The sequence below is a fragment of the Variovorax pasteuri genome (assembly GCF_051216435.1).
In the GTDB taxonomy this organism is placed as follows: domain Bacteria; phylum Pseudomonadota; class Gammaproteobacteria; order Burkholderiales; family Burkholderiaceae_C; genus Variovorax.
The window spans coordinates 1289338-1313412 of sequence record NZ_JBPJZS010000001.1 but is presented as its reverse complement, the minus strand read 5'-3'; the positions used below and the strand labels follow the sequence as shown (position 1 = coordinate 1313412).

Sequence of the window (24075 nt, the reverse complement as noted above, 5' to 3'; positions counted from 1 at the left end):
TTTTTAGGTGTGTCGAACGCTTGCTTGCTGACGAATCGGCCGTGGAAACGCGCCCTGCGCGAACGCTGGCGCTTCGCCCGGCGGCCATCCGGGGCGAAATGGGGGGCGGCGCTTAGGGGATCGCTGAACTTTCAAAAACACCGCGGAGCCGGCTTTGCCGGGCCGCAGGTGCGCGCAGCCTGGGGGCGAGCCTTACCTTTTGTTCTTGATGGGGATGTCCATCTCTTCGGGCTTGATCTCATGCACCAGCTCCGGCACGCCCCACGCGAACGCCGGGTCGACCTTGATCTTGAAGTGGTACATCGACTGCATCGCCTGGTGGTCTTCCTTGCGGAAGGTCATCTTGCCCTTGGGCGTGTCGAAGCTCATGCCTTCCATGGTGCTGATGAGCTTGTTGGTGTTGGTGTCGCCGTTGGTCTTCTTCAGCGCCGTCACCACCGCCATCGCGGCCGAGAAACCGCCGGCCGTGAAGAAGTCCGGCGGCGACTTGAATTCCTTGTAATGCGCCGACACCATGGCGTCGTTCACCGGGTTCTTCGGCAGGCCGAAGTAGTAGTACGCCGCGCCTTCCATGCCCGGCAGGCTCTTGTAGGCCGCCATGGCCGGCAGGATGTTGCCGCCGGTGGCGATCTCGATGCCGTAGCGCTTCAGGTCGAGGTCGACGATCTTGAACGGGTTGCCAGCGCCGGCCCACACGATCCAGATGATCTTGCGGCCCGGCTGGTCCTTCAGCTTGTCGATCAGGCGCTGCGCGCCGGCGGTGAAGTCGGTGGTGGCGGGCGGCAGGTATTCCTCATGGACCAGCTTGGCCTTCTTCAGCGCGGAGCCGAAGGCCTTCACGCCGTCGCGGCCGAAGGCGTTGTCCTGTGCCAGCGTGGCGACGGTGACGCCGGCCTTGTCGACGGCCACCGCGTTGGAGATGGCGTCCTGGCTCGAATTGCGGCCGGTGCGGAAGATGTACTTGTTCCACTTGTCGCCGGTGATCGAGTCGGCCACGGCGGGCTCGACCAGCAGGATCTTCTTGTACTCCTCGGCCACCGGCAGCATGGCCAGCGCCACGCCCGAGGCGGTCGGGCCGACGGCCAGCGCGGCCTTGTCGTCCGAGTAGGCGGCGGCCAGCAGCGACTTGCCGAGGTCGGGCTTGCCCTGGTCGTCCTTCTCGATGACGACGATCTTCTTGCCGTTGATGGCCATGGTGCCGCCGGTGGCGTAGTCCAGTCCCATCATGAAACCGGTCTGGGTCTGCTTGCCGTAGGCCTCCAGCGCGCCGGTCTTGCTGTAGATGTGGGCGATGCGAATTTCGTTGGATTGGGCCCAGGCGGGCGCGGCGGCTGCGCAGGCGGCGAGTGCGGCCAGGGCGACGAGGTGGCGACGGTTCATTCTTTGTCTCCTGATTAAGGTGACTGAATATTGCACACTTCGTGCCACGCGCTAAGCCATTGATAACAAACGTTTCTCCATTCGAGAAACGGCGGGTTCGACTGGAATCAGAACACTTGGAGTGTCTGAATTTCAGTCAACTGTCTTTTTATCAGTCAGGGTTTTCGCGGAGACCTGGCGCTCGGCGATCCATTGCTTGAACTGCCGCTCGGCCTGCATGCGGAATTCGTTACGCGCGTGGTTGCAGGCGGCGTGGGCCAGGCGGCGGTGTTTTGGCGACCGCACGCCGCCGAAAGTCGAGTCGACGAGGTGCTCGATGGTGGCGGATTCAGGTCGGCCGAACGGCTCGCTGAAGTCCATCGGAAGGCCGCACCAGTGGCAATTGGGGCCGAAGGTGGAACGCAGGGCTTGCACGCTCACAGGCTTGCGTACTCCAGGATCTCCTGGCCCATCAGGTTGCAGTCCTTGCCCGACACGTAATAGATGAGCCGCATGCGGTAGTTGCCCTTGTAGATCGAACCCCACACCTCCAGCACCTTGAACTGCTGCTGCTTGTTGGCGGGGTTGCGGATCGGCGGCATTTCCTTGACGGCGGGGTCGATCTGGATGCGGTCGTCCTCGCCGAAGTGGAAGGTCAGCAGCTTCTTGGCGCGAGAAACGGCTTCACTCGCGCACTGGGGCGCGGGCGCCGCGCTGGCGAAGCTGGCTGTTGCGCATGCCGCAGCGAGCACAAGGGAACGGATCGATGTCTTCATGAATGCAGAACAGAAGGATGGCCGGAGGAAGCCAGATTGTCGGGCGTCATGTGGGCGTGTCGATGTCGTCCCAGTCGTGGTCTTCGAAGCGAACCAGCCAGTTCAGCGCGCGATGCCGCTCCAGCACGACGCCAGCGTCGACGCCCGCAGGAGGCGCATCTTCCTTGAGACGCGCCTGGCGCACGAGCCAGTGCAGCCTGTAGTGCAGGTCCAGCGCATCGAGCAACTCGCCGTCCGGGCGCACCTTCGCGGCCCGCATCACGCCGTCCACGTCACCGGCATTCAGCATCAGGCGCGTGGCCAGCGGCACGTCGCAGATTGCCCCGGGAAACGGCAGTGCATCGACAAGGCCCAAGGCCCACTCGAGCACGAAGAGGCACTCGAAGCGCCAGCCGAACTGCGCCACCGTCGACTCGCCGGGCGCGTCGTCGGAAAGAAAGGCCTGCTCGTCGGGCGACAGGTGCGCCTGCGCGGACGGCAGCCACCTGAACAGGTCGTCCATGGCAGCGTCTCGCCGCTCGCGACCGACTCGGCGCGGGCCGATACGGCCAGCAGCGCGAACGCCCTGCCCGCCAGCTCCTGCGGCGTGCGCAGGCGCAACTCGGGCTCCGAAACAAGAGGCGGCAGGTGCTGCGGCACCGGCATGCCGCGCGATGCGAGCAGCGCCTCGGATCGCGCCTTTCGCTGCCATGCCTCGGCGGGATAGGGAATCGCGGCCTCCTGGTCGGGCTCCTCGCCCGCGGCTGAGAGCAACACCCGGCCGTTGGGGTCGCGGATGCCGCCGTCGGGCAGGAACACGATGGCGTTCGCGCGCTCCGCCCATGCAGAAAACGCGTCGAGCTGCGACTCGCCGATGGAGAAACTCAGGTGCTGGCGTACCCGCTGGATGTGTCGCATGACGTGATAGCGGTTGCGCGACATCTCGCCGTTGCCCCTGCTCAGCACATAGCCCACGAAGCCCGAAAGATGCGCCGCGAGCGCCGGATCGGAAAGATCGCGGCGCGCATGCAGCGTGTGCGGAAACTCGAGCGCCGGCACGGCGGCGCGCGTGCAGTAGGCATTGATCAGCACGCCCTCGCCCTCCCCCGCGTCAGGCAATGCCGTGGATGCGGCCGGTGCGGCGCCCGAGCCGGCCAGCGCCTTCAGTCGTGTCAGCAAACCCTTCATGGAAATCCTCTCCCTGTCGATCAAGATCCGGCCGCCATCGGCCACCGCCAATTACTGGTTCGTCATGCGCTCGTACAGCGTCGCCCGCGAAATCCCGAGCAGCCGCGCCGTCGCCAGCTTGTTGCCCCCGGTCGATGCCAGTGCCACCGCGATCGCTTTGCGCTCCAGCTCGACCACCTGCTGCGCGAGCGGGCGCAGCAGCGCGGCTTCTTCGTCGGCGTCGTGCGCGTTCTGCAATACGGCGGGCAGCTCGATCTGCTCCAGCCCGGCTTCGCGCAGGATGCGCTCCAGCTGCACGGCGTCGATGCGCTGCGAGTCGCTGCGCATGGTCACCTGCTCCAGCACGTTGCGCAGCTCGCGGATGTTGCCGCGCCAGTGCTGGCCGGCGAGCAAGGCGAGCGCGTCGGGCGTGAGTTCGGGCGGGGCCTCGCCGCTGCGCAGCGCCATGTCTTCGCCCAGCGCCTCGACCAGCGCGGGAATGTCGGCACGCCGGTCGCGCAGCGGCGGCACGCGCAGCGGCAGCACGTTGAGCCGGTAGTACAGGTCTTCGCGGAACTGGCCGCGCCGCACCAGCTCGGGCAGGTCGCGCGAGGTGGCGGCGATCACGCGCGCGTCGAAGGGCACGAGCTTGTTGGAGCCCAGCGGCTCGATCTCGCCCTCCTGCAGCGCGCGCAGCAGCTTGGCCTGCAGGCCCAGCGGCATGTCGCCGATTTCGTCGAGGAACAGGCTGCCGCCGTCGGCCAGCTTGAACTTGCCCTCGCGCCCCCTGCGGTCGGCGCCGGTGAAGGCGCCGGGCGCGAAGCCGAAGAACTCGGCCTCCAGCAGGGTGTCGGGCACGGCCGCGATGTTGACGCTGACGAACAGGCCCTTGGCCCGCGCCGAAGACGCATGAATGGCGTGGGCAAGCAGCTCCTTGCCGGTGCCGGTCTCGCCCAGCAACAGCACCGGGCTGGTCGATTGCGCGGCGCGGCGCGCATGGCGCTTCACCTCGACCGCCGCGGGACTGCTGCCGATGAAGCTCGCAAAGGTGTACTTGGAACGGCGCTGGCCGTCGGCGGCATGCTGGTAGAGCGGGTTGTTGCGCTGGCTCGCCAGCTCGCGCCGCGCGTCGTCCAGGTCGCGCTGCAGCAGCGCGAACTTGCTGATGAGCGGCTGCAGCGTGGTCTCGGGCTGATCGAACAGCACGATGCCGATGGCGCCGATGACGTCGCCCGCTCCGCCCTGGGGACCGTCGCTTTCCGCGCGCAGCGGTATGCGGCTGACCACGAAGGTGCCGGCCTTGTTGGTGAGCAGGTCGACCAGTATCGGCTCGCCGGTTTCGAGCACGCGCCGCATCTGCGTGTTGGGAATCACGTCCTCGACCATGTGGCCCTGGAACTGGTCGATGGACGAAAAACCCAGCGCCGGCAGGAAGCGCCGGTAGCCCTCGTTGACCCACACGATGCGCCCGCTGCTGTCGACCAGGAACATGCCCTGGCTGATGCTGGAGAACAAATGGAACATCGAGCGCGCTGCGAGCGCGAGGATGCCTTCTGCGTCGAGGGGCAAGGCGGGCGGAGCGGTGGGAGCGGCTGGCATGGCGGGCATCGTAGCGCTCCGGCGCGGCTTCTCCTGCCCTCCTACTGCGCCGGCCCCCGCGCTCATGACAAACTCCGGCCGCCCCCTTTGACCTTCAGGCCTCGCGGCCACGACCTCATGAGCACATCCGAGATTTTCCTGATCGCCATGCTGATCATCTTCACCGCGCCCTACCTCGTGTGGCGGCTCGGGCGCACCGAGTACTTCGCGCCGCTCGTGGTGGTGCAGATCGTCACGGGCATCGTGCTGGGGCCGGGGGTGCTGGGCGCGGTGTTCCCCGAGTACTACAAGTTCGTCTTCAACGCGCCGGTGATCCAGTCGCTCAACGCCATCGCGCAGTGGGCCGTGATGCTGTTCGTGTGGATCGCCGGCATCGAGCTCGACCTGCGCAAGGCCTGGGAACACCGGCGCGAAAGCGGCGTGACCGCCGGCCTGGCACTCGGCGTGCCGCTGCTCTTCGGCAGCGTGGCCGCGCTGGGCATGCTGGCGTTTCCCGGCTGGATGGGCGCAAAGGCGCAGACCTGGCAGTTCGTGCTGGGCATCGGCATGTCGTGCGCGGTGACGGCGCTGCCCATCCTCATCCTGTTCATGGAGAAGCTGCAGATCCTGCGCCAGCCCATCGGCCAGCGGATATTGCGCTACGCGAGCCTGGACGACATCGCGATCTGGGGCGTGCTGGCGCTGATCCTGATGGACTGGGAGCGCGTGGGCAGGCAGCTCGCGTTCCTGGTGCTGTTCGCTGTCGCGAGCGCGGGCTTTCGCTGGCTGATGGTGCGTGTGCCGGAGCGCGACCGCTGGTACCTGGGCCTGGTGTGGCTGGCGGCCTGCGGGCTGGGCGCCGACTGGTGCGGGCTGCACTACATGGTGGGCGCCTTCATCGCAGGCGCGGTGATGGACGCCGACTGGTTCGACCAGAAACACCTCGACGGCCTGCGCCACAACGTGCTGCTGGTGGTGATGCCGGTGTTCTTCCTGAGCACGGGGCTGCGCACCAACTGGCAAGTGGGCGGCGCGGCGGTGTTCGTGGCGGCGGGCGTGCTGCTGGTGGCGTCGGTGAGCGGCAAGCTCATCGGCACGCTGCTGGCCGGACGCATCCTGCGCTGGCAGCCGGGCGAAGGCGCGCTGATCGGCTGGCTGCTGCAGACCAAGGCGCTGATCATGATCATCTTTGCCAACGTGCTGCTGGACAAGGCGCTCATCACCAACGAGGCGTTCACGGCCCTGCTGCTGATGGCGGTGGCGAGCACCATGCTCACGGTGCCGGTTGTTGCGCCCCGGCTGCAGCGGATGAAAGAGATTGTTTTTCGCACCAGGTAGCCACAGGCGGCGGCCGCGGACCCGGGCCTTCAGCAAGCCTTAAGTAAATCAATCGTTTGATTTCATGCGTGGTTTAATGCCACGCATGAACGCGAGCGAACCCCTCCCACCCGGCCCCCAGGCCCCGCGCCGCGCACCGCGCGCCGACGGGGCCGAGGCACGCCACCGCTTGCTGCACACGGCGCTGCGGCTGTTCGCGCAGAAGGGCTTCGCCAAGACGTCGACCCGCGAGATTGCGCGCGAGGCCGAGGTCAACATCTCGGCCATCAGCTACTACTTCGGCGACAAGGAGGGGCTGTACGCCGCCACCTTCAGCGAGCCGATGGGCGGCGACGCCAACGACCTGGTGGCCGCCTGCAAGGTGCCGGGCCGGTCGCTCGAAGACACGCTGCGCATCTGCATGGTGTCGATGATCGACCCGCTCAAGCAGGGCGAGATCGTGCGGCAATGCATCCAGCTGCACATGCGCGAGATGCTGGAGCCGACCAGCCGCTGGGCGGAAGAACTCGACCGCGAGATCAAGGGCCCGCACCGCGCCATTGCCGAGCTGCTGTGCCGCCACCTGGAGGTGGACCGCGCGGACGACGACATCCACCGCCTGACCTTCGCGATCACCGGGCTGTCGATGCAGCTCTACGTGAGCCAGGACTTCATCGAGGCGCTTCGCCCTTCGCTGCTGCGCACGCCGCGCGCCATCGACACCTGGGCCGACCGCCTCACGGGCTATGCGCTGGCGCTGGTGGAGGCCGAAGCGGCCCGCCGCCGCGCCGAGAGAAAGCACAAGAAATGAGAAGACTCCGACTGAAACTGATCGCCACCCTCTTCCTGCCGCTGAGCCTGGGCCTGTCGGGCTGCGCCCTGACGCGCCCGCCCGCGCAGGTGGATGCGCCCTTCCCCGCGCAATGGAACGCGCCGCTGCCGCACGGCGGTTCGCTCGCGTCGCTGGCCGACTGGTGGCGCCAGCTCGACGACCCCTTGCTGGTGGAGCTGATCGCCGCAGCCGAGGCCGCAAGCCCCAACGTGGCGAGCGCCGCGGCGCGCGTGGCCGAGGCGCGCTCCGCGCGCGTGCAGGCCGGCGCGGCGCTGCTGCCGAGCCTGGACGGCACGGCCTCGGGCAGCCGCGGGGTCTCGGGGTCGTCGTTCAGTTCAGGCGGCACGGGAGCGTCCACGGGCAGCAGCAGCAGCAGTTCTGCCGCGGCCGCCGCCGCCCCGGTGACCACGCTGCAGGCCGGCCTGCAGTCCAAGTGGGAGATCGACCTGTTCGGCCGCCTGCGCGCCGACCGCGACGCCGCGCAGGCCAAGCAGAACAGCGCCGACGCCAAGTGGCACGACGCCCGGGTGGCGGTGGCGGCCGAAACGGCCAACGCCTACTTTGCCGAGCGCGCTTGCCAGGAGCAGCTGCGCGTGTCCGAGTCGGACGCCCGCTCCCGCTCGGAGACCGCACGCCTCACCGACCTGTCGGCCAAGGCCGGCTTCACCGCACCGGCCGACGCCGCCCTGGCGCGTGCCAGCGCCTCCGATGCTTCGGGCCGCCTGACACAGCAGCGCGCCCAGTGCGCGGTGCAGCGCAAGGCACTGGTGGCGCTCAGCGGCATCGACGAACCCACGCTCGCGCAACGGCTCGCCGGCTCGCCCACGCAGCGCGCATTGCCCGCGGTGGGCAGCATCGCCAGTGTGCCGACCGAGGCGATCTCGCAGCGGCCCGACGTGTACGCGGCCGAACTCGGCGTGGCATCGGCCAGCGCCGAGGTGGGCTCGGCCGAGGCCGAGCGCTATCCCAAGCTCACGGTGTCGGGCTCCATCGGCCGCATGCAGTTGCGCACCAGCGGGTTCCGCGAATCGCTGGACACCTGGACCGTGGGCCCCGTGTCGCTGACCGTGCCGCTGCTCGACGGCGGCGCGCGCCAGGCCAACACCGACGCGGCCAAGGCGCGCTACACCGAGGCCGTGTCGCTCTACCGCGCGAACGTGCGCCAGGCGGTGCGCGAGGTGGAAGAAGCGCTCGTGAACCTCGACGCCACCGACGCCCGCACCACCGACGCCGACAGCGCGGTGAAGAACTACCAGGCCTCCTTCGACGCCACGCAGGCCCGCTACAGCAGCGGCCTGGCGAGCCTGTTCGAGCTGGAGGACTCGCGCCGCACGCTGTTCACCGCGCAGACCGCGCGCGTCTCGCTGCAGCGCGAGCGCACCGAGGCCTGGGTGGCGCTGTACCGCTCGATGGGCGGCGGCTGGAACCGCACCGCCTCCGCATCCCCCTCTTCCGAATCGTCCTCAATGACCACCCCAGCGGCCGCCAAGGTCGCGACGTCGCCATGAAAACAATGAAGCGTTCCACCCTCGTCATCGCGCTGCTGGCGCTGGTCGTCGCCCTCGCGGCGGTCTTCTTCATGACGCGCAAGCCGTCGGACAAGGCAGGCGAACCCACGGCCAAGGACGCTGCCCATGCGCCCAAGCCCGCGCTGACCGTCACCGTCGCCAGACCCGAAACCACCGAACTCATGCTCACGCTCGCGGCCAACGGCAACGTGGCCGCCTGGCAGGAGGCCGTGGTCGGCTCCGAATCGAACGGGCTGAAGCTCGCCGAAGTGCGCGTGAACGTGGGCGACGTGGTCAAGAAGGGCCAGGTGCTGGCCGTGTTCTCGCCGGAGACGGTGCGCGCCGACATCGCGCAGAGTCGCGCCTCGCTGGCCGAGGCCCGCGCCACCGCGGCCGACGCCGCCGGCAACGCCGCGCGCGCCCGCACGCTGCAGGCCACCGGCGCGCTGAGCCAGCAGCAGATCAACCAGTACCAGACCACCGAGCAGACCGCCAAGGCGCGCGTCGAGGCGGCCGAGGCCGTGCTGGCCGCGCAGGAAGTGCGCGGGCGCAACACGCAGGTGCTGGCGCCCGACGACGGCGTGATCTCCGCGCGCACCGCCACGGTCGGCAGCGTGGTCGCCGCCGGCACCGAGCTGTTCCGGCTGATCCGCCAGGGCCGGCTCGAATGGCGCGCCGAAGTGACCTCGGCCGAACTGAGCCGCATCGCCGTCGGCACGCCCGCCTTCGTGGTGAGCGCCAGCGGCGCGCAGGTGCGCGGCAAGGTGCGCAGCATCGCGCCCACCGTCGACCCGCAGACGCGCGCGGCGCTGGTGTATGTCGACCTGCCCGCGGTGCAGCAGAACACCGGCATCAAGGCCGGCATGTTCGCGCGCGGCGACTTCGAGCTCGGCCGCAGCTCGGCGCCCACCGTGCCGCAGAGCGCCATCGTGCCGCGCGACGGCTTCAACAACGTCTTCCTGCTCAAGCCCGACAACAAGGTGATGCAGCTGAAGGTGCAGGTCGGCCGCCGGCTGAACGACCGCATCGAGATCACCAGTGCGCTGCCCGAAGGCGCGCAGGTGGTGGTGCAAGGCGCGGGCTTCCTCAACGACGGCGACCTGGTGCGCGTGGTGGAGGCGCCCGCTCAGTCCGCTCAGTCCGCGCAGCCGGCCCGGCCGGCCGCCTCTGCCGCGGCTTCCGCCGCCGCGGCCAAGTAACCCATCAAGGAACACGCCATGAACGTTTCCGCCTGGTCCATACGCAACCCGATTCCGGCGGTGATGCTGTTCGTGCTGCTCACCTTCGGTGGGCTGCTGTCGTTCAACGCGATGAAGGTGCAGAACTTTCCGGACATCGACCTGCCGACCGTCACGGTCTCGGCGTCGCTGCCCGGCGCCGCGCCTTCGCAGCTGGAGACCGACGTCGCGCGCAAGCTCGAGAACTCCATCGCCACCGTGCAGGGCCTGAAGCACATCACCACCAAGGTGCAGGACGGCGCGGCCACCCTCATCGTCGAGTTCCGCCTCGAAAAGCCCGTGCAGGAAGCCGTGGACGATGTGCGCTCCGCGGTGCAGCGCGTGCGCGCCGACCTGCCGGCCGACGTGCGCGACCCGGTCGTCACCAAGCTCGACCTGGCGGGCCAGCCGGTGCTGGCCTTCACCATCGCGTCGTCGCAGATGGACGACGAGGCGCTCAGCTGGTACGTGGACAACGACATCACCAAGAAGCTGCTCGCGCTGCCCGGCGTGGGCGCGGTCAACCGCGTGGGCGGTGCGACGCGGCAGGTGCACGTGGACCTCGACCCGGTCAAGCTGCAGGCGCTGGGCGCCTCGGCCGGCGACATCTCGCGCCAGCTGCGCCAGGTGCAGACCGAAAGCGCGGGCGGCCGCTTCGACCTGGGCGGCAGCGAGCAGCCGGTGCGCACGCTGGCCACGGTGCAGTCGGCCGACCAGCTGGCCGACATGCAGATCGCGCTGAGCGACGGGCGCCGCATCCGGCTCGACCAGGTGGCGCGCATCAGCGACACCATTGCCGAGCCGCGCGCGGGCGCGCTGCTCAACGGCAAGCCGGTGGTCGGCTTCGAGGTGGCACGCAGCCGCGGCGCCAGCGAGGTGGAAGTGGGCCACGCGGTGCAGAAGGCGCTGGCCGACCTGCGCGTGCAGCGCCCCGACATCGAGCTGACCGAGGCCTTCAACTTCGTCGACCCGGTGGAAGAGGAATACAACGGCTCGCTGCACCTGCTGTACGAAGGCGCCATCCTGGCGGTGATCGTGGTGTGGCTGTTCCTGCGCGACTGGCGCGCCACCTTCGTGTCGGCCGTCGCGCTGCCGATGTCGGTGATTCCGGCCTTCATCGGCATGTACCTGCTGGGCTTCTCGGTCAACGTGATCTCGCTGCTGGCGCTGTCGCTGGTGGTCGGCATCCTGGTGGACGACGCGATCGTGGAGGTCGAGAACATCGTGCGCCACCTGCGCATGGGCAAGTCGCCCTACCAGGCGGCCATGGAAGCGGCCGACGAGATCGGCCTGGCGGTGATCGCCACCACCTTCACGCTGATTGCGGTGTTCCTGCCCACCGCCTTCATGAGCGGCGTGGCCGGCAAGTTCTTCAAGCAGTTCGGCTGGACGGCCTCGCTCGCGGTGTTCGCCTCCCTGGTGGTGGCGCGGGTGCTCACGCCGATGATGGCGGCCTACATCCTGAAGCCCATCGTCACGCAGGAAACCGAGCCCGGCTGGATGCGCTGGTACATGCGCGCGGTGACCTGGAGCACCCACAACCGCTTCAAGACGATGGTGATGGCCACCGTCTTCTTCATCGGTTCGCTGGCGATGATTCCGCTGCTCAAGACCGGCTTCATTCCGCCGGACGACAACTCGCAGACGCAGATCTACCTGTCGCTCGCGCCCGGCTCCACGCTGGCGCAGACCACGGCCGCGGCCGAGGAAACGCGGCGGCGCGTGATGCAGATCGCGCATGTGAAGAGCGTCTACACCACGGTGGCGGGCGGCAGCGCGGGCGGCGACCCGTTCGCGAGTTTCGGCACGCCCGAGACGCGCAAGGCCACGCTCACCATCAAGCTCGACCCGCGCGGCGACCGGCCGCGCAAGCAGGTGATCGAGAACCAGATTCGCACCGCGCTGGAAACGCTGCCCGGCGTGCGCAGCACGGTGGGCCTGGGCGGCTCCGGCGAGAAGTACATCCTGGCGCTGACCGGCGAAGACCCGGTGGCGCTGGCCTCGGCCGCCAGCGCGGTCGAGAAGGACCTGCGCACCATTCCCGGCCTGGGCAACATCACGTCCACCGCGAGCCTGATCCGCCCCGAGATCGCCGTGCGCCCCGACTTCGCACGCGCCGCCGACCTGGGCGTGACCAGCTCGGCCATTGCCGAGACATTGCGCGTGGCCACGCTCGGCGACTACGACCAGTCGCTCGCCAAGCTCAACCTGGCGCAGCGGCAGGTGCCGATCGTGGTGAAGCTGGAAGACTCGGCGCGCCAGGACATCGACCTGCTCGGGCGCCTGTCGGTGCCCAGCGCGCGCGGGCCGGTGATGCTGAACCAGGTGGCCTCGCTCAGCATGGAAGGCGGCCCGGCGGTGATCGACCGCTACGACCGCTCGCGCAACGTGAACTTCGAGATCGAGCTGTCGGGCGTGGGCCTGGGCGACGCCAAGGCGGCGGTGACCAAGCTGCCTTCGATCGTGAAGCTGCCGGCCGGCGTGCGCGTCACCGAAGTGGGCGACGCCGAGGTGATGACCGAGCTGTTCGCGAGCTTCGGCCTGGCGATGCTGACGGGCGTGCTGTGCATCTACATCGTGCTGGTGCTGCTGTTCAAGGACTTCCTGCACCCGGTGACGATCCTGTGCGCGCTGCCGCTGGCGCTCGGCGGCGCGTTCGTGGGCCTGTTGATCGGGCAGAAGGCGTTGTCGATGCCCTCGCTGATCGGGCTCATCATGCTGATGGGCATTGCCACGAAGAACTCCATTCTTCTGGTGGAGTACGCCATCGTGGCGCGACGCGACCATGGCATGAGCCGCTGGGACGCGCTGCGCGACGCCTGCCACAAGCGTGCGCGGCCCATCATCATGACCACGCTGGCCATGGGCGCGGGCATGCTGCCGATCGCGGTCGGCTTCGGCGCGGCCGATTCGAGCTTCCGCTCGCCGATGGCGATGGCGGTGATCGGCGGGCTGATCACCTCTACCGTGCTGAGCCTGCTGGTGGTGCCGGCGGTGTTCACCTACATCGACGACATCGAGCACTGGATTCGGCGCACCGTGCGCAAGCTGCGGGGACAGCCGGCGGATCCGCATCTGGACGACGACCTGGCCGAGACGCCACCGCCCGCGCACGCGGCGGGCCACGCAAAGTAAGCCGGCCAGCAGGGCATGCCGGGCACGCAAACAAAGCGGCGCCCCCAAACGAAAAAACCGGATGCTGGCGGCATCCGGTTTTTTTTAGAGCGAGAGGAAGGTCAGGCGTCCAGTTGCGCCAGCCGCTTCAGCTTGCGTTCGCTCATGCGCTTGGCCAGGCGCGGCAGCACCAGCACGGCCACCACGATCACCACCAGCGTGATCGACATCGGGCGCTGGAAGAACACCACCGCACTGCCCTCGCCGATCGACATGGCATTGCGCAGCTGTGCTTCGGCGAGCGGGCCAAGGATCATGCCCACCACCACGGGGGCGGTCGGGAAGTCGTAGCGGCGCATCACCACGCCCAGCAGGCCGATGGCGTACAGCAGGAACAGGTCGAAGGCGCTCTGGCGCATGCCGTAGGCACCCACCGTCGCGAAGATCAGGATGCCGGCGTAGAGCTGGGGCTTCGGAATCTTCAGCAGCTTGACCCACAGGCCGACCATTGGCAGGTTCAGCACCAGCAGCATCACATTGCCGATGTACAGCGACGCGATCAGCGCCCACACCAGCGCGGCCGAGGTGGTGAACAGCTGCGGACCCGGCTGGATGCCGTAGTTCTGGAACGCGCCCAGCAGGATGGCGGTGGTGTTCGACGTGGGAATGCCCAGCGTGAGCAGCGGAATCAGCGCGGCCGTCACCGTGGCGTTGTTGGCGGCCTCGGGGCCGGCCACGCCTTCGATGGCGCCCTTGGTGCCGAACTCGGCCTTGTCGGCGGGGTCCTTGACCAGCTTCTTTTCCATCGCATAGCTCAGGAAGGTCGGGATCTCGGTGCCGCCGGCGGGGATGCAGCCGAAGGGCGTGCCGATGGCGGTGCCGCGAAGCCACGCCGGAATCGAGCGCTTCCAGTCGCGCTTGGTCATGTGCACGCGGCTGAGCTTGTTCTGGCCCTCGACCACCTTGCCCTCGTAGAGCACGGCATAGAGCACCTCGGCCACCGCGAACAGGCCGACCGCCACCAGCACGATCTCGATGCCGTCGAGCAGCTCGGGCACGCCGCCGGTGTAGCGGCCCTGGCCCGAGATCTGGTCCAGGCCGACGCAGCCGGCGGCCAGGCCGACGAACAATGCCGTCATGCCGCGCAGCGTGCTCTTGCCGAGCACCGCGCTCACGGTGGTGAAGGCCAGCAGCATCAGCAGGAAGTACTCGGGCGGGCCGAGCTTGACCGCGAACTCCGCCACGAAGGGCGCGAACAGCGTGACGATGACCGTGGCGATGGTGCCGGCCACGAAGGAGCCGATGGCGGCGGTGGCGAGCGCCGCGCCCGCCCTGCCGCTCTTGGCCATCTTGTTGCCCTCCATCGCGGTCACCATGCTGGCGGTTTCGCCGGGGGTGTTGAGCAGGATGGACGTGGTCGAGCCGCCGTACATGGCGCCGTAGTAGATGCCCGAGAAGAAGATCATCGAGGCCGTGATGTCGACCTTGCCGGTGATGGGCAGCAGCATGGCCACCGCCACCGCCGGGCCGATGCCGGGCAGCACGCCCACGGCCGTGCCCAGGGCACAGCCGACCAGGCACCAGAGAAGATTGATCGGGGTGATCGCCGTGGCGAAACCCGCCATGAGTGCGTTGAAGATTTCCATGTCAGAGCCACCCGGTCGATGTGAGGCCCGGCAGGCTGATGGCCAGGAACTGCGTGAACATCCAGAACACCGGGGCGGCGATGAGCGCGCCGGTGACGAAGTCGATGGCGAAGGTGCGCGGCGAATTCACGCCGGCCTGCCCGCTCGCGCGGCGCAGCCCCTGCACGGCCAGCACGTAGCACAGCGTGCAGCTGAGGATGAAGCCCAGCGTGGTGATCAGCGCCGCATTGAGCAGCAAACCGGCCGAGACCCACACGAAGCCCGGCCAGTAGGCGCGGTCGGCACCGGTGGGCGCGTCGAGCTCGCGAAAGCCGCCGGTGCGCGCTTCCCACAGGATCCAGGCGCCGCAGAGCACGAGCACCACGGACACCATCCAGGGCAGGAAGTTGGGGCCTACGCCGCCGTAGCCGGCTTCGGAAGAAATGCCGATGGCGCCGAAGGCCAGCGCCAGGCCGGTCAGCAGCACGCCGGCGCCGACCAGGGTTTGCGGCCATACCGCCGCGGACGAGGCCGCAGCGCGAGCGGCCTCGTCAGAGGGCGAGACCGAGGAGTCTGGAGTTGTCATTTTTTATCCTGGAGTGGGAGTACGGATGCCCCCTTCCAGAAACACCGCGGAACCGGCTTTGCCGGGCCGCAGGTGTTGCCCCCGATAGGGGGTTGGCGAAGCGACACGAAGTGCGCGCAGCCTGGGGGCGAGCCTGCGGTTCAGACCATGCCGGACTTGGTCATGATGGCCCTGAGGCTGGCGAAGTCGTCGTCCACGAACTTGGCGAACGCATCGCCCGACAGCACGGCCGGCGTCCATTCGTTCTTCTTGAGCGACTCTGCCCACGACGCGCTCTTGAGCGCGGCCAGCACCATGTCGGTGAGTGCCTTGCGCTGCTCGGCCGAGATGCCGGGGGCGCCGTACACGCCGCGCCAGTTGCCGATTTCCACGTCGATGCCCTGCTCCTTGAGCGTGGGCACGTTGATGCCCGGCAGGCGCTGGGCGGAGGTGACGGCAATCGCCTTCATCTTGCCGGCGGCGATGTATTCGGCGAACTCGCTGTAGCCGCTGCCGCCGATGGTGACGTTGCCGCCCAGGATGGCGGCGGTGGCCTCGCCGCCTCCGCGGAAGGCCACGTAGTTGATCTTGGAGGGATCGGCGCCGACCTTCTGCGCGATCATGGCCGCGGCGATGTGCTCGGTGGAGCCGCGCGAACCGCCGCCCCACTTGACGCTGCCCGGGTCCTTCTTGAGCTGGTCGACCACGTCCTTCATGGTCTTGAACGGCGAGTTGGACGGCAGCACGAACACGTTGTATTCGGTGGTCAGGCGCGCGATGGGCGTGGCCTGCTCGAGCTTGACCGGCGGCTTGCCGGTGATGATGCCGCCCAGCATGACCGAGCCCATGACCATCAGCGCGTTGGCGTCGGCCTTGGAGCCGTTGACGAACTGGGCCAGGCCCAGCGCGCCGGCGGCGCCGCCCTTGTTGTCGTAGGTGACGGTGTCGGCCACCTTGGCGTCGCTCAGGGCCTTGCCCAATGCGCGGCCGGTGGTGTCCCAGCCGCCGCCCGGATTGGCGGGGATCATCATCTTGACGTTGGCAGCGGCCCGGGCCGACAGTGGCAGGGCGCCGGCGGCGGCCAGCGCGGCCAAGGACTTCAGAAAGGTATCGCGACGCATTGTGGTGTCTCCTGAAAACGGGAAGGAACTTGAAAGGAACCTGACTTGAACCTGAGCGCTATCATGCGCCGCCCCGCTGTCAGTTGGCTGTCCGCCAGACTGGGGAAAACACCGAAGCAATCACCCCGCTGTCCCGTATGAAGCTGCTGCTGGTCGAAGACGACCCCTCGATGCAAATCACCCTGCAGCGCACCCTCGGGCGCCGCCGCATCGACGTGCGCGTCTGCGGCGACGGCGCGCAGGCCGTGGCCCAGTGGCACGCCCTGGAGCCCGACGTGGTGGCGCTCGACCTGAGCCTGCCCAACCTCGACGGCCTGCAGGTGCTGGCGCAGGCCCGCGCCGAAGGCCTGCGCACGCCGGTGCTGCTGCTGACGGCGCGCGGCACGGTGGGCGACCGCATCATGGGCCTGAACGCGGGCGCCGACGACTACCTGCCCAAGCCCTTCGACCTGGACGAGCTGGAGGCCCGCATCCGCGCGCTGCGCCGGCGCAGCCACGGCGTCACCGGGCAGGACGCAGGCCTGAACCCGCAGGAGATCGGCGGGCTGCGCTTCGAGCCCGACAACGGCGCCATCTACAACCGGGCCGAGCTGCTGGAACTCACGCCGCGCGAGCTGGCGCTGCTGAAGGCGCTGATGATGAAGCCGGGCCACGCCGTGACCAAGGAGCGCCTGTTCGAGCTGGTGTTCCCGGGCGAAACCGACGTGCAGTACGAGGCCATCGAGGTGGTGGTGTACCGGCTGCGCAAGAAGCTCGCGGGCACGGGCGCCGTGCTCATGACCATGCGCGGGCTGGGCTACCTGCTGCGTCCGGAAACATGACCCGGGTCTCTTCGCTTCGTGCGCGGCTGCTGCTCGGCATCCTCGCGCCGATTGCGGTGTTCATCGTGATCAACAGCGTGAGCGTGTACCGCCAGAGCCTGGCGGCGGCCACCACGGCCTACGACCGCACGCTGCTGGCCTCGGCCAAGACCATCGGCGAACAGCTGGACGTGGAGGGCTACGACGATCTGGCGCAGCTGCGCGCCATCGTGCCCTACTCCGCGCTGGAGGCCTTCGAGGCCGACAACCGCAGCCGGCTGTTCTACCGGGTGTCGGCGCTCGACGGCGAAATGATCTCGGGCTTTGCCGAGCTGCCCTTCTGGCGCGGCCGCATTCCCGACCGCAGCGCCTACGCGGCGCTGGTCGACTTCTACGACGCGCAGTTTCGCAACCAGCCGGTGCGCGTGGCGGTGTTGCTGCAGCCCGTGGCGAGCGCACGCGGGCGCGGCATGGCGGTGGTGCAGGTGGCCGAAACGCTGGAGCTGCGCGAGACGCTGGCGCGCAAGCTGCTGGTCGACATGCTGTGGCGCCAGCTGCTGCTGATGGGCGTGATCGCGCTGGCGACCGTGTTCGTGGTGCAGCGCGCCACCCGGCCGGTGCGCGAGCTGGGCGAGGCCATCGAACGGCGCCAGGCGGACGACCTGACGCCCATCGACGCGCCTGACGCGCCGCGCGAGCTGCGTCCGCTGATCGACGCCACCACGCAGGTCATGGGCCGGCTGCAGCGCCTGCTCGACCACCAGAAGCGCTTCGTGCGTGACAGCGCCCACCAGCTGCGCACGCCGCTGGCGGTGCTGAAGGTGCAGGTGCAGTCGGCGCAACGCGGCGACGTGGCGCCCGAGCAGGCGCTCGGCGAAATCAGCCAGACGGTGGAACGCGCGACCGCGCTGGCCAACCAGATGCTGTCGCTCGCCAAGGTCGAGCAACTGCGCCAGCAGCCGGAGTCGGCGATGCTGGACTTCGGCGAAGTGGTGCGCCACATTGCGCTCGACCTGTCCCCGCTGGTGGCGGACAGGGCGCTCGACTTCGAGCTGGCCATCGACGGGCCGGTGCCCGTACAGGCCCACCAGTGGATGCTGCAGGAGCTCACGCGCAACCTGCTGCACAACGCGATCAAGCAGAGCCCGTTGGGCGCGGCGCTGTCGGTGTCGGTGCGGCCCGAGGGCGCGGAAGCCGTGCTCACGGTGCGCGACAGCGGCCCGGGCATTTCGCCGGAACTGCGCCAGCGCCTGTTCGCGCCCTTCTCGGCGGGCAGCGCGTCGAGCGGGTCCGGGCTGGGCCTGGCGATCTGCCGCGAGATCGTGCTGGCGCTGGGCGGGCGCATCGCGCTGGACAACCGCAGCGCCGAGTTGCCGGGCCTGCAGGACGGCGCCGCACAGGTCATCGGGCTGGACGCCGTCGTGCACCTGCCCTTGTCGCGGCACAATTCTTGATATTCACTCCCGAACATCCATGGAACGCCTGCGCATCGACAAATGGCTCTGGTCCGCCCGCTTCTTCAAGACGCGCTCGCTGGCCGCGGAGGAAATCGGCAAGAACCGCGTGCAGGTGAACGGCGACGTCGCCAAGGCCTCGCGCGAGGTCAAGTCCGGCGACACGGTTTCCATGCGCATGGGCCCGCTGACGCGGACCGTGACCGTGCGCGGTGTCAGCGGCCAGCGCGGGCCGGCGCCGGTTGCACAACTGCTCTACGAGGAAACGCCGGAGAGCCTGGCGGCGCAGGCGAACTTTCGTGAACTGCGCCGCGCCGGCACCGAGCCGGCACTGGCCATCGAACAGGGCCGCCCGACCAAGCGCGACCGGCGCGATCTCGACGGCGCGGTGCGCCATGCCGAGTGGGACAACCGCTGGAGCGCCTCGCTGGACACGGACGACGACGAGCGCTGATCGCTTAGGCTGTGGGCTTCCTTCGTTCTTCACGGGAGTTCCGCTTCATGGCCAGCTTCAAGAAATACCGCGTCGGCAGCAAGTTCAAGCTGTCGCACATCGACCCCGACGGCACGCCCTTCTGCGAGGGCGACGAAGCCTCGCAACGCAGCGAGGTCGATGCACTGGCCGTCGAGCTCGACGAACTGCAGGACCTGCTGCACGCCGAGGGCAAGCGCAAGCTGCTGCTGGTGCTGCAGGGCCTGGACACCAGCGGCAAGGACGGCACCGTGCGCTGGGTGTTCTCGCGGACTTCGCCGCTGGGCGTGCGCGTGACGGCCTTCAAGGCGCCCAACGACGAGGAGCGCGCGCACGACTACCTGTGGCGCTGCCACGCCGCCGTGCCGCGCACCGGCGAGATCATGGTGTGGAACCGCAGCCACTATGAAGACGTGCTGGTGCCGGTGGTCGAAGGCTGGATCGACAAGGCCGAGGCCAAGCGCCGCTATGCGCAGATCAACGACTTCGAGCGGTTGCTCACCGAGACCGGCACGGTGGTCGTGAAGTGCATGCTGCACATCGACAAGGACGAGCAGCGCGAGCGCCTGCAGGCGCGCATAGACACACCCGGCAAGCAATGGAAGTTCAGCATGGACGACCTCGAGGTGCGCACCAAGTGGAGCGCGTACCAGCAGGCTTACCAGAACGCGCTGAGCGCCACCTCCAGCGACCACGCGCCCTGGCACGTGATACCGGCCAACAGCAAGCGGCACCGCAACGTGATGGTTGCGCAGTTGCTGGTGAGGACGCTGCGGCAGATGAAGCTGAAGCCCCCACCGCCGGACCCGGCGCTCAAGGGATTGATCGTCAAGTGAGGGTGTGGACGAGGAAAGCGGTTTGGTTTCCTGTTTGTAAAGTGCGGCTTCGCCTACGGGGTACCCTGCGCCGCGTCACTAAGCTGCACTTCGTACCGATTCAGGTGCATTTGCGCTACCACACAGAAGGACTACATCAACATGAAAAAAACCATCTTCGTTCTTGCAGCTTGCCTGCTCGCTTCCACCGCTGCCCTGGCCCAGCCCGGCCCGCGTCCCGGCGCCGGCCCGGGCCCTCGCTACGAACGGCCGCACCATCGCCCGCAAAAGGTCTGGGTGCCGGCGCATCGCGAGCATGGCCGTCTGGTGCGCGGCCGTTACGTCTGGCGTTGATCGTCTGCATGCGGAGGCCTTCTTCGTCGGTTGAAGGAGGCCTCTGAAATGCCGTACTTGCTGAGTTTTTGCGAGGCCGTCGAAACACTGGCGGCCTGCCTCGACGACGACGACATGTACCGTCGTTTCAGCTGGGTCTATGCCAGCGAGGACGTCCCGCTGCACGACGCGCGGTTCTACCTGTCCAGCGATGAAGACGAGTGCGAAGACCCCGTTGAAGACGCGCTGGGCCGCGAAATGCCGGCCTTCGCCGTTGCAAACAAGCTCGTGCATTACCTCGAGGCAGCGACCTTTGTATCGGTGCTGACCGTGCAGAAGGAACAGCAGCCGCTGTCGTCGCTCGACGACTTTGCCAAGGCGCTCAAGCACTATCACGAGGAGGATGCGTTCCTCGACCACGGCCATTTCGCGAGTGAAGACTGGACCGCCAAGGCACCCGTCATCGCAGGCATCTCCCGGGAGCTGTTTGCCGAATACGACCTGCAGCTGGTCGAGTGCCCCGCGCATCGCGTCGGCGATGCCGCCCGCACCACCGCGGCGCTGCTGAAGATCAATGTGGGGGACGCGCTGGCGCGTTGCCGTCAGCTGCCCGTGTCGCTGGGCATGCGCATCGGTGGACGGGAAAGGGAACAGATCGAGGCGCGCTTCGCCGCGCTGTCACTGCCCCTGAAGCGAACGACCCACAGGTCGCTCGCCTGGTTGCCGCCGGACGGCGACTGAACCGAACTTCAGGAGCGGCGGATGAGCGCCTGCGCGAGCACACGGCACTTGCCGAACTCGCAGCGCACGGCCCAGGTGCCGCCGTTGTCACACGGCACGTTGTAGGTTTCGTACCCCGGGCCCTTGGCCGTGAGTTCGGCGCGCGGCTGCAGGTTGCACCGGCCGGCCTTGGCCAGCGTTTCCACGTTGTAGGTGTCGACGCCGGTGCGGCGCGGCGTCACGATGACGCCAGGGTCGAAGGTGTTGCCGTAGAAGCTGTCGCGCACGTTGGGGTCGAGGTTGCGGTAGCCACGCTTGGCCATGCAATGCACGATGGCGATCTGCTGGTGTTCGGCGATCAGTTCGGCATCGGGACGGCCGTTCCAGTCGATGATGGCGGCGGTGATGCCGGTGTAGGAGGCCGCGGCAACGATGCCCTGGCCGTGCACCGTGATCAGTCCGAGGCCCAGCGCCGCCCACATCGCATCGCCGGTTTCGCTGCGTGCCGTGATGCGGTTCGCTGCGGTTCGGCAGTCGGCCACGTCGTTGTCGTAGCGCACCGGGTCGACGCCCTGCATGGCCACCATGGGCACATAGGCCGTGCCGTGACCCGTTCCGGGCTCGGTCGGTGTCGGCGGTGGCGGGGTCACGCAACCGGCCAACACCGCAGCGGCAAACGCAATGCTCAGCAACAGCTTCATGCAATCCCTCTTCTTCTTTGCGATAGTTAGCAGATTTAACCATACATCTGGTTACTCTTGAGCCACCTTGTCGCGCTCGCACGACGGCGAGCCGCATACACAACCCTTCGCCAAAAGCTACGATCGCGCGCCAGCAACGCAGCCCATGCAAAAGAACACCCGCGCCCCACGCCTCGTTTCACTCATTGCGATCGCCCTGCTCCTGACTTCGGCGTCGGCAGCGCACGCGCTCGATGCCCCGGTGCAGCCATCGGCGGCCGACCTGGCGCGCAGGAACGGCTGCATGGCCTGCCACGGGCTGGTGCACAAGCAGGTCGGGCCGGGTTTCGCGCAGATCGCGGACCGCTACCGCAACGACGCCAGCGCACCGGTGCGCCTGGCCGCGAAGATTCGCAGCGGCAGCGTGGGCACCTGGGGCCGGGTCATCATGCCGCAGCAGGCCCAGGTCTCGCAGAGCGAGGCGCAGGCCTTGGCGCAGTGGGTGCTGTCACAGCCTTCCGCGCGCTGAACCACACGCTTGGCGTCCGTGCCGACAGCGGGGCGGCCTTGAACCGGCAATGGTCAGCGATTGGTTACAGAATGCGAAGACCGGTTGCATCGCCTTCGCATGGCTTTGAACGCGCGCCCACCCACCTCGACGCCTCTTGAACTTCCGACTCGCCCCCTTCTTCGCCAACGTGGTGCTTGTCCTGTCGATGGCACTGCTGGGCGTCATCGGCGCGTTCTTCGGCGGAACGGCCGGGCTGACGCACTCCGACGCCGTGCTGCACCTGACGCATGCCGACTGGCAGGTCGAGGACTCATCGGGTTTCAGCGTGCCGCCGCTCAAGCAGGACAGCAGCGCCCTGCCGGCCACCTGGCAGCCGGTCGAACTGCCCCTCGCGCTGCCCATCGCGCTGCTGCGGCAGGCCGAGACCGCAAAGTCCGCCGGAGCGACCCGAACGACCTGGATCAGGCTGTCCACGCGCGACCTGCCCCCTGCTTCCAGCCCGCTGGCGATGTACGGCGTCCGGGTCAAGACCGACGGCACCATCGCCGTCTATGCCAACGGCCAACTGGTGCACCGGGCACAGCAGTCGGGGCCGCTGTGGAACAGCACCCGCACCCCGCTGTGGGTTCCGCTGGACCACAGCGCCGACCACACGCCACCCACCGAGATCCTCCTTCGCCTCGAACACACGCGAAGCGCCCAGGTGGCGCTTTCGTCGTTGTGGGTGGGGCCTGCCGATGCGCTGCGCGGCCGCTACGGCATGCGCCAGTGGCTGCAGCAGGAACTGCCCGCAATGCTGAGTGCAGCGTTCATGGCGGTGGGCGTCTTCGCCCTCTTCGTGTGGTTCAGGCGCCGCGACGAAACGGGCTACCTGCTATTCTTCAACCTCTCGGCCACCTCCTTCATGCGGGGGTTGCATTTCTACGTGGGCCAGCCGGTCGCCAACGACTGGTTTGCCTGGCTGACCGTCAACTCGCTCTTCTGGCTGGTGATGGTCGTGCACTTCTTCCTGCGCCAGCTGCACGGCCGGCAACTCAAATGGCTGACCCGTGGCGTGGTGGCGGCCACCACCGCCGTCGGCATCGCCACCATGCCGGGGCTGGCCATCGTGCAGAACACGCCGCAGGTGACGCCGCTGATCTACGCGGTGGTCGCGCTCATGGGCCTGTCGGTCTGCCTGGTGGGCGGCGTGAGCGCATGGCGGCGCTCCAACGAAGGGCGGCTGGTGGCGGTCGGAATCGGCATCTGCGTGCTGCTGGGCGCCACCGACTGGCTGCTGCAGAACAACTTCATCAGCCCCGAAGGTTGGTACCTCGGGGCCTACACCAACGCCGTGACCTTCAGCGTGTTCGGCGCGCTCATGTACCGCCGCTATGTGCATGCCATCGGCGAGGTCGAGCAGCTCAACGCGAGCCTCGCGCAGCGCCTGCTCAAACGCGAAGCCGAGCTCGAACTCAGCCACCGGAAGCTGCGTGAGATCGAACGGCTGCAGACCATCAGCGACGAACGCCAGCGCCTGATGCAGGACATGCACGACGGACTGGGCTCCTCGCTGATCAGCGCCATCCGCTCGGTGGAGGGCGGCGGCATGAGCGACGACAAGGTCTCGCAGATTCTCAAGAGCTGCCTGGACGACCTGAAGCTCACGCTCGACTCGTTGGAGCCGGTCGAGGCCGACCTGCTGCTGCTGCTCGCCACGCTGCGCTACCGGCTCGAACCGCGGCTTGAAGGAACCGGCGTGTCGCTGCGCTGGGAGGTGCAGGAGTTGCCCGCGCTGGAATGGCTGGACCCGTCGAGCGCGCTGCACATCCTGCGCATCGTGCAGGAGAGCATCTCGAACATCCTGCGGCACACCCGCGCGACGGAAATCCGCGTGGGCACCTCGATGGCCGATGCGGGGGTGCAGGTGACGATCGAGGACAACGGCCAGGGGTTCGACGTGCAGCGCGTGACGGACAACCCCTCGGCGTCAGGGCGCGGGCTGCAGAACCAGCGGCGACGGGCCCAGGCGATTCGAGGCCTGGTGCGCTGGGAGTCGAAGCCGACGGGCACGCGGTTCGTGCTATGGCTGCCGCTGCAGCGAGAAGCCAAGGCGGTCTAGCGGGTGGATTTCGCGCAGGCAAGCGCACAGA

General features: G+C 68.2%; 22 protein-coding genes and 1 pseudogene. 13 read left to right on the top strand and 10 right to left on the bottom strand.

Annotation, left to right across the window (positions count from 1 at the left end; genetic code table 11):
• Positions 1-192: 192 nt before the first annotated feature.
• The 6 genes and pseudogenes from ACSFBM_RS06185 to ACSFBM_RS06160 all read right to left on the bottom strand — a co-directional run bounded on the left by ACSFBM_RS06185 (position 193) and on the right by ACSFBM_RS06160 (position 4880).
• A complete protein-coding gene (locus tag ACSFBM_RS06185) occupies positions 193-1380 on the bottom strand; it encodes a substrate-binding domain-containing protein (RefSeq protein WP_435483581.1) in 1188 nt (395 codons plus the stop codon).
• A 132-nt stretch (positions 1381-1512) separates the two neighbouring features.
• Positions 1513-1800, bottom strand: a complete 288-nt coding sequence (locus ACSFBM_RS06180; protein ID WP_435483580.1) for a hypothetical protein — start codon at positions 1798-1800, stop codon at positions 1513-1515.
• Positions 1797-2135, bottom strand: a complete 339-nt coding sequence (locus ACSFBM_RS06175; protein ID WP_435483579.1) for a hypothetical protein — start codon at positions 2133-2135, stop codon at positions 1797-1799. Before ACSFBM_RS06175 ends, ACSFBM_RS06180 begins: the two co-directional genes overlap by 4 nt.
• Before the next feature lie 46 nt (positions 2136-2181).
• Positions 2182-2637, bottom strand: coding sequence for a DUF4272 domain-containing protein (locus ACSFBM_RS06170; protein ID WP_435483578.1), 456 nt, complete (start codon positions 2635-2637; stop codon positions 2182-2184).
• Between the two features lie 56 nt (positions 2638-2693).
• Positions 2694-2780: pseudogene (locus ACSFBM_RS06165) on the bottom strand (hypothetical protein); the annotation flags it as partial.
• A 573-nt stretch (positions 2781-3353) separates the two neighbouring features.
• Entirely contained in the window at positions 3354-4880 is a 1527-nt protein-coding gene (locus ACSFBM_RS06160) for a sigma-54 interaction domain-containing protein (RefSeq protein ID WP_435483577.1), read from the bottom strand.
• Between the two features lie 117 nt (positions 4881-4997).
• On the opposite strand from ACSFBM_RS06160, the gene ACSFBM_RS06155 reads away from it, so the two are divergent.
• The 5 genes from ACSFBM_RS06155 to ACSFBM_RS06135 all read left to right on the top strand — a co-directional run bounded on the left by ACSFBM_RS06155 (position 4998) and on the right by ACSFBM_RS06135 (position 12868).
• Positions 4998-6197, top strand: coding sequence for a cation:proton antiporter (locus tag ACSFBM_RS06155; protein ID WP_435483576.1), 1200 nt, complete (start codon positions 4998-5000; stop codon positions 6195-6197).
• A gap of 76 nt (positions 6198-6273) precedes the next feature.
• Positions 6274-6987 carry a TetR/AcrR family transcriptional regulator gene (locus ACSFBM_RS06150; protein WP_435483575.1) on the top strand — a complete coding sequence of 238 codons (714 nt, stop codon included), beginning with the start codon at positions 6274-6276 and terminating at the stop codon, positions 6985-6987.
• Positions 6984-8516 (top strand): efflux transporter outer membrane subunit, encoded by a 1533-nt coding sequence (locus tag ACSFBM_RS06145; protein WP_435483574.1) that lies wholly within the window; start codon positions 6984-6986, stop codon positions 8514-8516. The genes ACSFBM_RS06150 and ACSFBM_RS06145 overlap by 4 nt, the downstream gene beginning before the upstream one ends.
• On the top strand, positions 8513-9715 hold the full coding sequence (locus ACSFBM_RS06140; protein WP_435483573.1) for an efflux RND transporter periplasmic adaptor subunit: 1203 nt from the start codon (positions 8513-8515) through the stop codon (positions 9713-9715). Before ACSFBM_RS06145 ends, ACSFBM_RS06140 begins: the two co-directional genes overlap by 4 nt.
• Positions 9716-9733: 18 nt before the next feature.
• Positions 9734-12868: an efflux RND transporter permease subunit gene (locus tag ACSFBM_RS06135; RefSeq protein ID WP_435483572.1), complete on the top strand. Its 3135-nt coding sequence runs from the start codon at positions 9734-9736 to the stop codon at positions 12866-12868.
• 101 nt (positions 12869-12969) lie between these two features.
• Here ACSFBM_RS06135 and ACSFBM_RS06130 read toward each other — a convergent pair whose 3' ends face one another.
• The 3 genes from ACSFBM_RS06130 to ACSFBM_RS06120 all read right to left on the bottom strand — a co-directional run bounded on the left by ACSFBM_RS06130 (position 12970) and on the right by ACSFBM_RS06120 (position 16158).
• Positions 12970-14493, bottom strand: a complete 1524-nt coding sequence (locus ACSFBM_RS06130) for a tripartite tricarboxylate transporter permease (RefSeq protein ID WP_435483571.1) — start codon at positions 14491-14493, stop codon at positions 12970-12972.
• Position 14494: 1 nt separating this feature from the next.
• Positions 14495-15058, bottom strand: coding sequence for a tripartite tricarboxylate transporter TctB family protein (locus ACSFBM_RS06125; protein WP_435435848.1), 564 nt, complete (start codon positions 15056-15058; stop codon positions 14495-14497).
• Between the two features lie 140 nt (positions 15059-15198).
• Positions 15199-16158: a tripartite tricarboxylate transporter substrate binding protein gene (locus tag ACSFBM_RS06120; RefSeq protein WP_435483570.1), complete on the bottom strand. Its 960-nt coding sequence runs from the start codon at positions 16156-16158 to the stop codon at positions 15199-15201.
• A gap of 137 nt (positions 16159-16295) precedes the next feature.
• On the opposite strand from ACSFBM_RS06120, the gene ACSFBM_RS06115 reads away from it, so the two are divergent.
• From ACSFBM_RS06115 to ACSFBM_RS06090, 6 genes are all read left to right on the top strand, one after another.
• Positions 16296-16979 carry a response regulator gene (locus ACSFBM_RS06115; protein ID WP_435483569.1) on the top strand — a complete coding sequence of 228 codons (684 nt, stop codon included), beginning with the start codon at positions 16296-16298 and terminating at the stop codon, positions 16977-16979.
• The gene (locus ACSFBM_RS06110; RefSeq protein ID WP_435483568.1) at positions 16976-18412 is read left to right on the top strand and encodes a sensor histidine kinase N-terminal domain-containing protein; all 1437 of its coding nucleotides are present in this window, start codon (positions 16976-16978) and stop codon (positions 18410-18412) included. Before ACSFBM_RS06115 ends, ACSFBM_RS06110 begins: the two co-directional genes overlap by 4 nt.
• A gap of 19 nt (positions 18413-18431) precedes the next feature.
• Positions 18432-18866, top strand: coding sequence for an RNA-binding S4 domain-containing protein (locus tag ACSFBM_RS06105; RefSeq protein ID WP_435483567.1), 435 nt, complete (start codon positions 18432-18434; stop codon positions 18864-18866).
• 47 nt (positions 18867-18913) lie between these two features.
• Positions 18914-19720: a PPK2 family polyphosphate kinase gene (locus ACSFBM_RS06100; protein WP_435483566.1), complete on the top strand. Its 807-nt coding sequence runs from the start codon at positions 18914-18916 to the stop codon at positions 19718-19720.
• 141 nt (positions 19721-19861) lie between these two features.
• Entirely contained in the window at positions 19862-20053 is a 192-nt protein-coding gene (locus tag ACSFBM_RS06095) for a hypothetical protein (RefSeq protein ID WP_435483565.1), read from the top strand.
• A gap of 48 nt (positions 20054-20101) precedes the next feature.
• Complete coding sequence (locus tag ACSFBM_RS06090) at positions 20102-20773, top strand: DUF7716 domain-containing protein (protein ID WP_435483564.1); 672 nt, start codon at positions 20102-20104, stop codon at positions 20771-20773.
• An 8-nt stretch (positions 20774-20781) separates the two neighbouring features.
• Here ACSFBM_RS06090 and ACSFBM_RS06085 read toward each other — a convergent pair whose 3' ends face one another.
• Positions 20782-21453 (bottom strand): hypothetical protein, encoded by a 672-nt coding sequence (locus ACSFBM_RS06085; RefSeq protein ID WP_435483563.1) that lies wholly within the window; start codon positions 21451-21453, stop codon positions 20782-20784.
• 145 nt (positions 21454-21598) lie between these two features.
• Here ACSFBM_RS06085 and ACSFBM_RS06080 point away from each other — a divergent pair, with 145 nt between their 5' ends.
• The gene (locus ACSFBM_RS06080) at positions 21599-21961 is read left to right on the top strand and encodes a c-type cytochrome (RefSeq protein ID WP_435483562.1); all 363 of its coding nucleotides are present in this window, start codon (positions 21599-21601) and stop codon (positions 21959-21961) included.
• Positions 21962-22148: 187 nt separating this feature from the next.
• Positions 22149-24044: a sensor histidine kinase gene (locus ACSFBM_RS06075; protein ID WP_435483731.1), complete on the top strand. Its 1896-nt coding sequence runs from the start codon at positions 22149-22151 to the stop codon at positions 24042-24044.
• Positions 24045-24075 lie beyond the last annotated feature (31 nt).